The sequence below is a fragment of the Lacicoccus kunmingensis DSM 17847 genome (assembly GCF_059568765.1).
The window spans coordinates 16142-30565 of the sequence record NZ_JCANUC010000016.1 but is presented as its reverse complement, the minus strand read 5'-3'; the positions used below and the strand labels follow the sequence as shown (position 1 = coordinate 30565).

The window sequence follows — 14424 nt, the reverse complement described above, 5'->3', positions numbered from 1 at the left end:
AGGCTCCGATGGAAGTCTATCAGCGCTTCGAAATGGAAACGAGGCTCCGATAGAATTTACTCCACATGCTCACGGCCCGCGCGACCATGTGATGGACACAAAACCCACCCCAACTCAATTCACAACAAACTGCAGCGATCATGATTATTTTGGAGGTCCATATGGAAAAGACACGTAAACCGCTGGCTCTGTTTTTATCTCTGCCGATTCTGGCATGGGCATTTTTCGACTTTGCAAATACGATCTTCTCAGCGAATATCGTCACATTGTTTTTCCCACAGTATATAACGGCAGTGGTGGGGGACAATCCGCAGCTTGAACAGATTGCATCGACAATCATCGCCTACGCCAATGCGGCTGCGGCGATTCTGCTCATACTATTTTCCCCGCTTTACGGGGTCGTCATGGACCGGACAGGCAGGCGGAAACGCTTTGTCATGATCTTTACACTCATCACGGTGACCGGCGCAATATTAATGGGCATATTCGGTGATATGAATACCGGGCTGTTATTCGGGCTGCCGAACGGCCTCGTCATCACGATCATCATTTTCGTCATCGCGAAATTCGGCTTCAGCTCCGGAAACGTCTTTTATGACGGCATGTTGTCGTCACTCGGCAGGAAAAAGGAAATCCCGCTCATCTCGGGATTCGGTGTGGCGCTCGGCTACCTCGGCACACTGTTCGGCATCATCACCGTCATGTACCTCGTCGGAGACGCAGGCATCCACAACACATTCTGGATGTCGGGGATTTTATTCCTCATATTTGCACTGCCGCTGTTTTTCATCAACAAAGACAAACACGTCAAAAAATCGACGTCTTCATCGAAGTCTTTCCTTAAAGGCTACAAAGATATTTACCACACCTTCAAGGAGGCACGGAGTTATCCGTCGATATTCTTTTTCATGATTGCGTACTTTTTCGTCAATGACGCGCTCGCAACCGCCATCGCGATGATGCAGCCGTACGCGACGACCGTCGTCGGATTCAGCCCGTCGGATTTCCTCGTCGTTTTCATGGTGGCGACCGGATTCAGCATCGTCGGCGCACTCGTGTTCGGTTTTGTAAATAAAGCCCTCGGCTCCAAGAAAACATTTTTAATCATATCCATTTTACTCGGAGCCGCGATTACGGTCGCCGCCGTGCCGCTGCCGATGTGGACGTTCTGGATTGCCGCATCGATGTTCGGCATCGCCATGGGGTCGGTGTGGGTAGTCTCAAGAACGATGATCATCGAACTGTCACCGCCCGGACGGGAAGGGCAGTTTTTCGGACTGTTCGCATTCAGTGCGAAAATGAGTGCCATCATCGGCCCGTTCATATACGGTACGATCACGCTCGCACTCAGCCAGTACGGGCCGCTCGCTTCACGGATTGCGATTACGAGTCTGCTCGTCATGGTGATTATTGGAATTATATTTCATACATTTGTCAAAGAAGCGTCAGAAGGCGATGAAATGAGCGTTGAGTAGTTTATTTGCACAATTTTTCACAATATTGTCATTGGCTATCAATTGAAATCGACACATTTGAATATATAATTAAAGGTACGCATATAAGGAGTGATTTAAGTGGATGAGGTTCTTTTAGGACGTATAATAACAGCAAGTACACTGGGTTTCCACATAATCTTTGCGACTATTGGTGTCGGTATACCGATTGTTATTATGGTCATGGAGTTTTTAGGCATCAGGAAAAAAGACTCCCAATATCTTACGATGGCAAGAAGGATTGCCAAAGGGTTTACGGTAACTATCGCAGTGGGGGTAGTGACGGGGACCATCATCGGGCTTCAGTTATCATTGATATGGCCTGATTTTATGAGGCTCGGCGGACAGATCATCGCGCTGCCTCTGTTTATGGAAGTTTTCGCGTTTTTCTTTGAAGCTATATTTTTAGGTATTTTCTTATATACATGGAATCGTTTCAAAAATCCTTGGCACCACTGGCTTTTGAACATCCCGATCGTTATCGGTTCAACACTGTCTGCGGTATTCATCACATCGGTGAACTCATTTATGAACACACCGTCTGGGTTTGAACTGTCGGAGGAAATGTTCGTCAACATTGACCCGATCGCGGCGATGCTGAACCCGTCCGTTTACGTGCGTGTGTTCCACGTTGTGGCGACGGCATACATGACGGCTGCATTCATACTCGGTTCCATCGCGGCATTCAAACTCATTAAAAATAAATTCCAGAAAGATGCTGAATATCACAAGAAGGCATTGAAAGTGACGATGTCGATCGGTATCGTTACAGCGCTGCTGACAATTCTTGCAGGCGACTTCTCGGCTAAATTCCTGCACAACGAACAGCCTGAAAAACTGGCGGCGATGGAATGGCATTATGAGACGGAAGAGCGGGCGGACCTGGTTTTATTCGGCCTGCTGGATGAGGAGAACCAGGAAGTGAACTACGCACTCAGAATTCCGTGGGCGCTCAGCTTCCTGTCGGGCAACTCATTCGACACGGAAGTGACGGGCCTAAACGACATACCGGAGGATGAACATCCGCCTCTTGTGATACACTACTTCTTTGACCTGATGGTCGTCTTCGGCATGTACGCCTTCGGCGTCGCGCTGCTGTACTTCATCATCAAGAAGTTCACCAAGTTTAATGAACACCATCCGGCGCTGTTATACCTCTATTTCCTGGCTGGTCCATTGTCCATGATGGCAATCGAAGCGGGCTGGTTCTTAGCGGAAATGGGACGACAGCCGTGGATCATCCGGGGGTACATGCGGGTGTCAGAAGCCGTAACCAACGCCGAGGGACTCGGTATCGTGCTGGTGTCCTTCATCGTACTGTACGCAGTGCTGGGCTTCACATGTTCGTACGTACTGGTCAAAATGTTCAACAACAGTTCTGCTGAATCTTCACGCGAGGAATATTACGGTGAAGGGGTGGATGAAAAATGATGGATCTGAATTATGAAATGATTGGTATTACGGTACTCTGGACATTTCTGTACGGCTACGTGATTGTGGCCGCGATTGATTTCGGCGCCGGATTCTTCAACTATTATGCGATGGAAACCGGCCAGCACCAGAAAGTCAGTCATATCATCCAGCGCTACTTGAGCCCGGTATGGGAAACGACGAACGTGTTCTTCGTGTTCTTCTTCGTCGGCATCGTCGGGTTCTATCCCGACACGGCGTACTATCTCGGAACGAGCCTGCTCATTCCGGGGAGCATCGCGCTCATACTGCTGTCGATCCGGGGAAGCTATTACGCGTTCAACTCGAGTACGACAAAGCCGCGTAAATCATGGGCATTCCTGTACGGTGTGACGGGGCTACTGATTCCGGCATCACTGTCGATCGTGCTGGTGATTTCAGAGGGCGGCTATATATATGAGGAAGCGGGCGGCGTCCAGCTGCACCTTGAGGAACTGCTGTTCAGTTCATATGCATGGACGGTCGTCTTCCTGGCCATCATCCTGGTGCTCTATGTGTCCAGCGGTTTCCTCACGTATTACGCATCGAAAGCGAAAAATAAAAGTGCGATGGAAACGTTCAGGAAGTGGTTTTTGATCTGGTCGCTGCCGATGATCGTCATCAGCCAGTTCACGTTCCTGAGCCTCCGGGAACATAACTTTGAACACTTCCAGTCCGCACAGGATTACTGGTATTTATTCGGCCTGAGCCTGTTGGCAATGCTGATCGCGATTTTCCTGATCTGGAAGCGACGCAACTTCGGACTTGCATTCATCATGATCATGCTGCAGATCGCATTCGCATTCTACGGCTACGGCATCAGTAAACTGCCGTACATTCTGTATCCGTATATCGATATCAACACGAGTGTCGTCAACGAGTCGATGGCATTTGCACTGACGATCGTCTTCATACTCGGACTGCTGCTGCTCATACCAAGCCTGATTCTTCTGCTCAGACTGTTCATCTTCGATAAAGATTATGTTGAGGGCAAAGAAGAAGAAGGGTATTAATAAAACGAAAGCCGATGCCTGTTTGCGGGCGCCCGGCACCATGCTGTTTGGAGCGTTGACTCTGAAGGGTGAGGTGCCGCTCTCGCAAGGGGACGGCTTTTTTTTACATAAAATATGTGAAATTTCGGCTGAATAGGTTTATCATAGGGATTGTATATTTTTGAGTTTAATTTGAATCGGAGTTGAGGTATGTGAAAAAGGAATTTGCAGTGATAGGGCTCGGCAGGTTCGGCGGCAGTATCGTCGATGAGCTGAGGGAACTCGATGTGGACGTGCTCGCCATCGATATTCATTCGGAGCGGGTGAAGGATTTTCAGGATATCGCGACAGAGTCGGTGATTGCGGATACGACGGAGGAACAGGTCTTGAACGACCTCGGCCTCAGAAATTTCGACCATGTGGTGGTCGCGATCGGGGACAATATCCAGTCGAGCATCCTGACGACGTTACTGCTGAAAGATATCGGTGTGAAAAAGGTGACGGTGAAGGCGCAGAGTTCATACCATGCGCGTGTGCTTGAGAAAATCGGTGCGGATTTCGTCGTCCATCCGGAGCGTGATATGGGCCGGAGAATCGCGCATAAACTCGTTTCAAATTCAGTTCTGGATTATTTGGAACTCGGCGGAGAATACTCGGTCGTCGAATATCTCGCCAGTGAAAAATTGATCGGGCGCTCGATACTCGCACTGGATATCCGCGCGGAATTCGGTATCAGCATCATCGCCATCAAACGGGATGACGATATTATCGTGTCTCCGGATCCTACTTTGAAAATACTTGCCGCCGACGTTTTGATTACGATTGGCAGTGAAGATGATTTAACAAATTTCGAAAAGAAAATGATGGACTAGCCGGACGCATTGCCGCGTCCGGTTTTTTGGTGTGTGCCAGGCATGGCATCTATCTAGGTGGTGAAAGTCCACTGTGGGGGTTCGCATCTACCAACCACTAAGGAAGCGCAAGGCATCTGCCGTGAGGCAGGGGCTGGAGGCAGCGTGGAATAAAATCTTGGCTCGACGAATAGAAATCTGATACCAAGACTCTGTAGAGGGATAAGGCTCCAACACAAGTCAAAGTCCAAATAAGATCTACGTACTCTATGCAGTAAATCAGACGAGTAAAAGAGGAAAGATGGATGCCTTACCCTGGGAGGTCTTGCGGAAGTACAATGTGTACAGTCGAAAACGGTTAGTCGCAAGAAGTCAGCAGAAGCCATAGTAATGAGTCATCTCATGAAGGGCGGAATAATTTGTAGTGTTTCAACGCCACGAATGCGTAGATGTCCAACTCCGAATGTGTTAATGGTGAACGTATGAGCGTTACTCAGAGGATAGCCAAAATGGGAGATGACATCTATCACGTGAATGGAAGGAGAAACGAGTGTGACACTTTTAGAAGAAATACTAAATAATCGGAATATGAATGATGCCTACTTGCGCGTGTATAGAAACAAAGGCGCAGGTGGCGTGAATGGTGTGAAGATAGAGGCACTCAAGCAATACCTGAAGGACAATAAAGATGAACTGCGTCAGCGCATCCGAACGAGACAATACCGGCCACAGGCTGCCTTACGAGTGGAAATCCCAAAAGAGAATGGCAAGATGCGCAAATTGGGCATACCAACAGTCGTGGACCGGGTCGTTCAACAAGCCATTCATCAAGTCCTCAGCCCGATATTTGAACGGCAGTTCAGCGACTTCAGTTATGGGTTCAGACCGGGCAGAAGTTGTGAAATGGCCATCATCCAGAGTCTTGAATTTATAAATGCAGGCTATAAGTGGGTGATTGATATCGACCTTGAACGTTTCTTCGACACCGTCCACCACGATAAACTCATGCGAATCATCTCGAATACGATTGATGACGGCGATGTGATTTCACTGATCCGTAAATATCTGGTCAGCGGTGTGATGGTCGATGGCAAGTATGAGGCAACACGGGTTGGGACACCCCAAGGGGGTAACCTGAGTCCACTTCTAAGCAACATCATGTTGAATAAGTTGGACAAAGAACTGGAAAATCGGGGACTGCGATTCGTCCGATATGCCGATGACGCTTTGATATTTGTCAAAAGTGAGAAAGCCGCCCATCGGGTGATGGCATCCGTGACAAAATTCATAGAGCATACACTCGGTCTCATCGTCAATAGTGAGAAGCGCCGCATTGTTCGTCCGACCGCACTAAAATTTCTCGGGTTTGGATATTTCTATGATACCCGGAATCGGCGTTATGCCGTCAGACCGCATGAAGACTCTGTCCAGAAATTCCAAAGACGACTCAAACAACTCACTAAACGCAGTTGGAGTATACCCTTGGATTATCGGATACTCAAATTGAAGCAGGTGATTTACGGATGGGTCAATTACTTCAGGCTGGCACATATGAAGAAGAAGACAGAACAAATAGATTCGAAACTGCGTGCGAGAATACGGGTGATTATCTGGAAACAGTGGAAAGACGCCAAGAAACAAATCCAGTCGCTCGTCCAGCTCGGTGTTCCCAAAGAAGAGGCCAAAGGTCTGACCTACTGCCGTAAAGGCTATCGCTACATCGGTTTGTCTAAAGTCATTCACAGAGCGATTTCAAACAAACGGCTGAGACAGAGGGAATCCCCTCTGTCTCAGCCTACTATCTAAAAGTACACACTGTAATATAAATTGAAACGCCGTATACGTGACCCGTATGTACGGTGTTGTGAGAGGGACGAAAATAATTCTATTATTTTCTCTCTACTCGATTTGGAGCGGTGCAGATGCGCCGGGATTTGAAGCTGACTGAACGCAGAAAGGTGGGTGGGGTGCAGATAGGCTGAAATTTACCGCGAACTTAAACAGCTGCCTCCTACTATTAATGAAAATAAAAACCGATGGCTGCGCGTTTGGCAATAAAAATCATGCTAAGTGAGCAGCTCGGGAAGAAATCTGCTCACCCGGCATCGAAAAAGCACCTAAGTGAGCAGGCCCACGACTATCCCAGACACAAAAAACCGCCCGGGACATATTGTCCTCAAGGGGCGGTTTCAAACTTCTCAAGATTTTATTTTTTCTTCTGAAGCTTTTCGTCGTTGATTCTCATGATCATTGGGAGAATCATCGGGCTGCGTTTTGTTTTTCTGTACAGGTGCTGGCTGAGTTCTTCGATGATCAGCTGTTTGACGTTGAACCATTCAACTTTGTCTTTCGAGTTCAGAAGGTTGTTCACGTCGTCCTTGATTTTCTTCTCGGCGCTTCTGATGAGGCCATAGGATTCACGCATGTAGACGAATCCGCGTGAAATGATGTCGGGGCCGCTCAAAAGCTGCTTCGTCTTGAAGTCGATGGATACGACAACAATCGCAAGGCCTTCTTCGGATAGATCTTTACGGTCGCGGAGGACGATATTGCCGATGTCTCCGATACCGATGCCGTCAACGAACACCGTGCCTGCCTGAACGCGGTGGCTCATGCGCGCCGAGTCGCTCTTCAGTGCGAGGACGTCGCCGATTTCCATGAGGAAGACGTTATCTTCTTCAACACCTGTTGAAATGGCCATCTGCTTATGCAGATCCAGCATGCGGTATTCACCGTGGATCGGCATGAAGTATTTCGGTCGGATCAGGCGGAGCATCAGTTTCTGCTCTTCCTGTGAGCCGTGTCCGGATGTATGAATGTTGGACAGGCGGCCGTGAATCACGTCAGCGCCCGCTTTGAACAGAGAGTTGATTGTGCGGTTCACACTTAAAGTGTTCCCCGGAATCGGTGATGAACTGAAGATGACAGTGTCATCGGGAATGATGCTGATCTGACGGTGCGTGCCGTTTGCAATTCTTGACAGTGCAGCCATCGGCTCACCCTGTGACCCTGTGCAAAGTATCATCACTTTGTGCTTTTCGATTTTGTTGATCATTTTCGGTTCAATGAACGTCTCAGGCGGTGCTTTGATGTAGCCAAGCTCCGTTCCGATTTTGATATTGTTTTCCATGCTGCGTCCGAAAATACAGATTTTACGGTCGAACTTCACTGCAGCCTCGATGGCCTGCTGTACGCGGTAGATGTTCGATGCGAATGTCGCAAAGATGATTCTGCCTGTACATTTCCTGAAGATGTCCTCAACGTTCTGTCCGACTGACTTTTCACTGATTGTGAAGTTCGGGATCGTCGCGTTCGTCGAATCCGACAACAGACAGAGTACGCCTTCTTCACCGAGCTGTGCCATTTTCGCAAGGTTCGCCGGTTCACCGACCGGTGTGAAGTCGAACTTGAAGTCGCCCGTGTGGACGATGTTGCCTTCCGGCGTTCTCACAACGACGCCGTACGCTTCCGGGATGGAGTGTGTCACTAAGAAGAAATCGACACTCAGGTTGCCGAAGTTCAACACACTGTCCTCGTGGATTTCGTGCAATTCCGCCGTACGCAGCAAACGATGCTCGTCCAATTTGTTGCGTATCAACCCAAGTGCAAGCGGGCCGGAATATATCGGTACGTTAATCTCTTTCAGTAAATACGGGATGCCGCCGATATGGTCTTCGTGACCATGCGTGACGACAACGGCCTTTATTTTAGACTGGTTTTCAATTAAATAGCTGTAGTCCGGTATGACGTAATCGATACCGAGCTGCTCATCGTCGGGAAACTTGATGCCCGCATCGATGATGACTATTTCGTCTTTGTATTCCACGCAGTACATGTTCTTGCCGATTTCACCAAGACCGCCCAGCGCGTATACGCCAACTTCCTGTTTTTCAAGTGACATTATAAATTCTCCACCTTAAAATCGACATTGTTTTCTTTTTCGTAGTTCAGATGAGCATCGCTGAGCTTTTCCACGAATTCAATATTGTATCCTGCATCTTTTAATTCCTGACGGACCTCTGTCTCTGATTCCGCCTCGAAATATTTTGTTTGCGTATCTTCACGGATGATACGGTCCGTTAGATTTTGTTGATAAAACACTTTAAATACTGCCATGTTAATATCTCCTTTATAGTTATAATTATTATTTTTTTCAGGTTTTATTTATCAATATCATTAAAAAAATTGTGCTTAAAAACGTTCAAGCACAATTTCCGGATTAATCTTTCCTCAAGAATTCATTGCCTAATAAACCTTTTCTGCCGAGAATGCGTCTAGAGTTTCTGCTTCCATCTTTGACGTAACCGTCTGAGCATATTGACCACATCCCATATATACTTAATTTTATTTTACAATATAGACGGCCGGCATGCAAAGACTTTATAATAGAAGTGATTGGAGGGAAGCTTGTGAAAGCACAAAATCTATTATCTCAGATATTACTGGAAAAAGAACGTGAAGACCGCAATTTTACCGGTCTTGAGTTCAATGTGCGAGACAAAGGGGTTGTCATGAATTATAAATATGACGATGACGCGAGTGCCGGGGATGTCCACCGGCCGCGCTATGACAAAGATCCCGAAGTTTTAAACCTTGATACTTTTGAAGAATTAAAACCGTTGCTGTATGAAAAAAACGTTCCATTTAAAGAACGTCGTGATGATTTTATGTAAAACCCGTGAATCCACGGGTTTTTTATTATTCCAGCGGCTGTGCGCCGATTTTCGGGTCGTTCGGGAAATCTTTATCGATACGGTCATAAAACATGATGCCATCCAGATGGTCGATTTCGTGCTGCAGAACGACTGCGAGCATGCCTTTTGCTTTCAGTTCCAGCTGTTTGCCGTCGATTGTCGTCGCTGAAATGCGGATTCTTTTGTAGCGGTGGACGAGGCCTTCGATGTCTTCATCGACACTGAGGCACCCTTCACCTGACGGCAGATAAGTTTCTGCGACTGAATGACTTTTTATTTTCGGATTGATCAGCATGTAGTCATATTCGACTTCGCCTTCGGTGTTTTCAATATAGACGGCGAGCATGCGTTTGTCGAGACCGATCTGCGGTGCGGCAAGGCCGACACCTGACCTCAATTTATATTTTTCTGCTGTTTCCTCATTTTGTGAGTTTTTAAGATACTCTCTCATACTTTTTAATTGTGAGATTGTTTCTTCGTCAATCTCACTCACTTCCGCAGCCTTATTCCTTAATATAGGGGCCGGGTCGCGGACGATATCTTTCATTGTTAACAAGGTAAACCCTCCTGTTTTTGTGTAAGAATATTTATAGTATACTATAAGTGGTTGATATATATCAGTACCAGGATTACATAAATTTTGATGTTGCGGAGGATTTTTATTCATGAGAAGAATTTCGGCTTTAATGTTGGGGCTGGTTTTTATTTTAACCGCCTGTAATGACGAGATCGATGAATTGGAAACATTTTATGTGAAGTTCCAGGAGACGCTGGATGTCGAATCTGAAATCAGTGATATCAGCGAGGACTTCAACAGACTTGAAAACAGACGCGGACAGATTCAGGAAGACCTGTCGACTGCTGAACGCAGTGAGCTGAGTGACATGAGCGAGTCACTTGCTGAAAATACTGCCGAGCGTCTTGAGCTGATCAATCAGGAGGAATCTGTAATGGAAGAATCCAGGGCGGTTGCTGAAGCGTCCGAAGCGCTTGTTGAAGATATCAGCAATGAGGACTACCGCCAGCAGGCAGAAGCGTTGATTTCTGCAGCGGATGACCGTTACGCAAAACACGAGGAACTGATGGAAGCTTTCAAAAGTGTGTTAAGCGGTGAGGAAGAGTTATTCGAATACTTGCAGGATGAAGATTTGAATCAGGATGATATCGATGACCATATCAATACGCTGAATGAGGAATATGAGGGGCTGTCCGTGCTGCAGGAAGAATATACGACAGCGACGGATCGTTTGAATGAAGTGAAGAACGAAGTGTATGCAATCCTGGATGAATCTTAAAGTGTACTACAACAGATTTTTCTGTTTCAATAAAATAACGTTGTAATATCAACGATTAAAGCAGTCTGTTTCACAACTGCTGAATTTACTGTTGTAACAGACTGTGATAAAATTATTAACAAGAGCTACAAAATATACATTAAAAAATGTGAAAGGTTCGGTGAACATTCAATGGCACCTAAAAAGGGATTCGATCCAGTCGAAACACTGGAAGAAATCGAAAACAAATTTGAGATGTACCAGATTTTGAACGAAAAAGGGGAAGTAGTAAACAAGGGCGACATGCCTGACCTGTCAGACGACGAATTAGTGGAACTGATGACTCGCATGGTTTGGACACGTGTTCTGGATCAGCGTTCAATCTCACTTAACAGACAGGGGCGTCTCGGTTTCTATGCACCGACTGCCGGGCAGGAAGCTTCACAGCTTGCCAGTCAGTATGCACTTGAAAAAGATGACTATATTTTACCGGGTTACCGTGATGTGCCTCAATTGATCTGGCATGGACTGCCGCTGACACAGGCATTCTTATTTTCACGCGGACACTTTAAAGGGAATCAGTTCCCGGAAGGTGTAAACGCTTTAAGTCCGCAGATTATTATCGGTGCATCATTTGTGCAGACTGCGGGTGTCGCTTTAGGTATTAAAAAACGCGGCAAGGACGCAGTGGCAATCACTTACACAGGTGACGGCGGTTCCTCGCAGGGGGACTTCTATGAAGGCATCAACTTTGCGAGTGCGTATTTAGCACCTGCAATTTTCGTTGTCCAAAACAACAACTACGCAATCTCTACACCGCGTGAACTGCAGACGAATGCAAAAACACTTGCACAAAAAGCAGTGGCGGTTGGTATTCCGGGCGTTCTTGTGGACGGCATGGATCCTCTTGCTGTATATAAAGTGACGAAAGATGCACGTGATCGTGCAGTGGCGGGCGATGGTCCGACACTGATCGAAACACTGTGCTACCGTTACGGTCCGCATACGATGGCAGGGGACGACCCGACACGCTACCGTACTTCGGATGAAGACTCAGACTGGGAGAAAAAAGACCCATTAGTACGTTTCCGCAAGTTCCTTGAAGACAAAGATCTGTGGAGCGAAGATAAAGAGAATGAAATTATGGAACAGGCTAAAGAAGATGTCAAAAAAGCAATCAAAGAAGCAGACGGTACTGATAAGCAGTCTGTGACACAGCTGATGGAAATCATGTATGACGATATGCCTTCAAACCTGGAAGAGCAGTATGAAGACTACAAAGAAAAGGAGTCGAAATAAACAATGGCTGAAAAGACAATGATTCAGGCGATCACAGAAGCGATGGCCACTGAACTCAAAAATGATGAAAATGTCCTGGTCTTTGGGGAGGACGTCGGTGTCAACGGTGGTGTCTTCCGTGCGACTGAGGGCTTACAGAAAGAATTCGGCGAAGAGCGCGTATTCGACACGCCGCTTGCAGAAAGCGGACTTGTATCACTTGGACTCGGCCTGACACTTGAAGGCTACCGCCCGGTAATGGAAATCCAGTTCTTCGGGTTTTTATTCGAAGCAATGGACGGGGTAGCGGGTCAGATCGCAAGACACCGGTTCCGTTCCGGTGCTTCAAAACCGATGCCGGTCGTTATCCGTGCGCCATTCGGCGGCGGTGTTCACACGCCTGAAATGCACGCGGACTCATTGGAAGGGCTGATGGCTCAGACGCCTGGTCTGAAAGTGGTCATTCCTTCAAACCCTGCGGATGCGAAAGGTCTTCTGATCGAAGCCATCCGTTCAAATGATCCGGTTGTATTCCTTGAGCACATGAAACTTTACCGCTCATTCCGTGAAGAAGTGCCTGAAGAGGACTACACGGTTGAAATCGGCAAAGCGAATGTTAAAAGAGAAGGTACGGACGTCACACTGATCGCATACGGTGCGATGGTGCAGGAATCAATCAAAGCGGCAGAAGCGCTTGAAGAAGACGGCATCTCTGCAGAAGTGGTCGACCTTAGAACTGTATCTCCGGTGGATTACGATACACTGATTGAATCTGTCGAAAAGACAAACCGCGCGGTCGTTGTCCAGGAAGCACAGCGCCAGGCAGGTATCGCAGCAAACGTTGCGGCTGAACTGTCAGAGCGTGTCATTTTAAGCCTGGAAGCACCGATCAAGCGTGTGACGGCTCCGGACACTGTATATCCGTTCACTCAGGCAGAAGAAGTATGGCTGCCGAACAAAGATGATATTATTGAAAAAGCAAAAGAAGTATATAATTTCTAAAATAAAGATCATATAAAAGGAGGAATTACAGTGGCTTTTGAATTTAAACTGCCGGATATCGGTGAAGGTATCCACGAAGGTGAAATCGCTAAATGGATGGTCGAAGAAGGCGATGAAATCAAAGAAGATGACGTTCTGGTTGAAATCCAGAATGATAAAGCAATGGTGGAAATCCCGTCCCAGGTCGACGGTACAGTGGCAAAAATTCACGTCCCTGAAGGGGAAGTGACAACTGTCGGTACAGTGATCGTAACAATCGATGACGGTTCTGAAGACAACGGCGAATCTGAAGGGGAATCAGAAAAAGAAGAATCCAAAGACGAAGAGAAAAAAGAAGAAAAGTCCGAAGATGAATCAAAAGATGATTCCAAAGAAGATGACTCCAAAGATGAAAAGAAAGACGATTCCAAAGAAGACAAAGAAGCGTCCGAGTCTGAATACAAGAAAGAGAAAAAAACTTCCGGCGGCCGTGTAATTGCTATGCCGTCCGTGCGCAAATTTGCACGTGAAGAAGATGTCGATATCAATGAAGTGACAGGGTCAGGCAAAAACGGCCGTGTTACAAAAGAAGATATTGAAGCATTCAAGAGCGGCGATGCGCCGGCAGCATCAGAATCTGAAGAAGCGGCTTCCGAAGAAGAAACTCAGGAAGAGAGCCAGGTTGCTGCAAGTGCTTCACAAGGTTCACGCGAAACAAGAGAGAAAATGTCCGGCATGAGAAAAGCGATCGCAAAAGCGATGGTAAACTCCAAGCAGACATCACCTCACGTGACGCACATGGACGAAGTCGTTGTCGACGAACTTTGGAATCACCGCAAGAAGTTCAAGGAAATCGCTGCGGAGCAGGGCGTTAAATTGACGTTCCTTCCATACGTAGTTAAGACAATTGTGTCAACATTGAAGAAATTCCCTGAACTGAATGCATCAATCGACAATGAAACGATGGAAATAATTCAGAAACATTACTATAATGTAGGTATTGCTGCAGACACTGAGCGTGGTCTGGTTGTACCAGTCATCAAAGATGCCGATACGAAATCAATGTTCGAAATTTCAAATGAAATTAACGCGCTTGCTGAAAAAGCACGTGACGGCAAATTGTCAGGTGACGAAATGAAAGGCGGATCAATGTCCATTTCCAACCTGGGCTCTGCCGGCGGTGCGCATTTCACACCGGTAATCAACCAGCCTGAAGTTGCAATACTCGGTATCGGCCGCATTGAAGAAAAAGCAATTGTAAGAGATGGACAAGTTGTCCCGGCACGTGTTCTTGCGTTATCATTGAGCTATGATCACAGACAGGTTGATGGCATGAAAGCTCAAACTGCATTAAATCATATGAAGAGATTATTAAATAATCCGGAATTATTACTGATGGAGGGATAAGTAGA

Annotated in this window: 13 protein-coding genes; 10 read left to right on the top strand and 3 right to left on the bottom strand. The window is 46.9% G+C overall.

Features of this window, described 5'->3' with window-relative positions:
• Positions 1 to 161 precede the first annotated feature (161 nt).
• The 5 genes from BO48_RS13110 to ltrA all read left to right on the top strand — a co-directional run bounded on the left by BO48_RS13110 (position 162) and on the right by ltrA (position 6591).
• Positions 162 to 1475 carry an MFS transporter gene (locus BO48_RS13110; RefSeq protein WP_496368004.1) on the top strand — a complete coding sequence of 438 codons (1314 nt, stop codon included), beginning with the start codon at positions 162 to 164 and terminating at the stop codon, positions 1473 to 1475.
• Positions 1476 to 1574: 99 nt separating this feature from the next.
• The gene (locus tag BO48_RS13105; RefSeq protein ID WP_496368002.1) at positions 1575 to 2924 is read left to right on the top strand and encodes a cytochrome ubiquinol oxidase subunit I; all 1350 of its coding nucleotides are present in this window, start codon (positions 1575 to 1577) and stop codon (positions 2922 to 2924) included.
• Positions 2925 to 2929: 5 nt separating this feature from the next.
• Complete coding sequence (locus BO48_RS13100) at positions 2930 to 3955, top strand: cytochrome d ubiquinol oxidase subunit II (protein ID WP_496368084.1); 1026 nt, start codon at positions 2930 to 2932, stop codon at positions 3953 to 3955.
• Positions 3956 to 4146: 191 nt separating this feature from the next.
• Positions 4147 to 4806, top strand: coding sequence for a potassium channel family protein (locus BO48_RS13095; protein ID WP_496368000.1), 660 nt, complete (start codon positions 4147 to 4149; stop codon positions 4804 to 4806).
• Positions 4807 to 5337: 531 nt separating this feature from the next.
• Positions 5338 to 6591 carry a group II intron reverse transcriptase/maturase gene (ltrA, locus tag BO48_RS13090; RefSeq protein WP_496367998.1) on the top strand — a complete coding sequence of 418 codons (1254 nt, stop codon included), beginning with the start codon at positions 5338 to 5340 and terminating at the stop codon, positions 6589 to 6591.
• Between the two features lie 400 nt (positions 6592 to 6991).
• Here the strand turns inward: ltrA and rnjA are convergent, their stop codons facing one another.
• Together rnjA and BO48_RS13080 are read right to left on the bottom strand one after the other, a co-directional pair.
• Positions 6992 to 8689 carry a ribonuclease J1 gene (gene rnjA / locus BO48_RS13085; RefSeq protein WP_496368082.1) on the bottom strand — a complete coding sequence of 566 codons (1698 nt, stop codon included), beginning with the start codon at positions 8687 to 8689 and terminating at the stop codon, positions 6992 to 6994.
• Positions 8686 to 8901 (bottom strand): DNA-dependent RNA polymerase subunit epsilon, encoded by a 216-nt coding sequence (locus BO48_RS13080; RefSeq protein WP_496367996.1) that lies wholly within the window; start codon positions 8899 to 8901, stop codon positions 8686 to 8688. Before BO48_RS13080 ends, rnjA begins: the two co-directional genes overlap by 4 nt.
• Positions 8902 to 9194: 293 nt before the next feature.
• On the opposite strand from BO48_RS13080, the gene BO48_RS13075 reads away from it, so the two are divergent.
• Positions 9195 to 9458 (top strand): hypothetical protein, encoded by a 264-nt coding sequence (locus BO48_RS13075; RefSeq protein WP_496367994.1) that lies wholly within the window; start codon positions 9195 to 9197, stop codon positions 9456 to 9458.
• A gap of 25 nt (positions 9459 to 9483) precedes the next feature.
• On the opposite strand, the gene def is transcribed toward BO48_RS13075, so the two are convergent.
• Complete coding sequence (gene def / locus BO48_RS13070; RefSeq protein ID WP_496367992.1) at positions 9484 to 10035, bottom strand: peptide deformylase; 552 nt, start codon at positions 10033 to 10035, stop codon at positions 9484 to 9486.
• A gap of 109 nt (positions 10036 to 10144) precedes the next feature.
• Here def and BO48_RS13065 point away from each other — a divergent pair, with 109 nt between their 5' ends.
• The 4 genes from BO48_RS13065 to BO48_RS13050 all read left to right on the top strand — a co-directional run bounded on the left by BO48_RS13065 (position 10145) and on the right by BO48_RS13050 (position 14419).
• Positions 10145 to 10774 carry a YkyA family protein gene (locus BO48_RS13065; RefSeq protein WP_496367990.1) on the top strand — a complete coding sequence of 210 codons (630 nt, stop codon included), beginning with the start codon at positions 10145 to 10147 and terminating at the stop codon, positions 10772 to 10774.
• Between the two features lie 171 nt (positions 10775 to 10945).
• A complete protein-coding gene (gene pdhA / locus BO48_RS13060) occupies positions 10946 to 12052 on the top strand; it encodes a pyruvate dehydrogenase (acetyl-transferring) E1 component subunit alpha (RefSeq protein WP_496367988.1) in 1107 nt (368 codons plus the stop codon).
• A 3-nt stretch (positions 12053 to 12055) separates the two neighbouring features.
• The gene (locus BO48_RS13055; protein ID WP_496367986.1) at positions 12056 to 13033 is read left to right on the top strand and encodes an alpha-ketoacid dehydrogenase subunit beta; all 978 of its coding nucleotides are present in this window, start codon (positions 12056 to 12058) and stop codon (positions 13031 to 13033) included.
• Positions 13034 to 13063: 30 nt separating this feature from the next.
• Positions 13064 to 14419 carry a dihydrolipoamide acetyltransferase family protein gene (locus BO48_RS13050; protein ID WP_496367984.1) on the top strand — a complete coding sequence of 452 codons (1356 nt, stop codon included), beginning with the start codon at positions 13064 to 13066 and terminating at the stop codon, positions 14417 to 14419.
• Positions 14420 to 14424 lie beyond the last annotated feature (5 nt).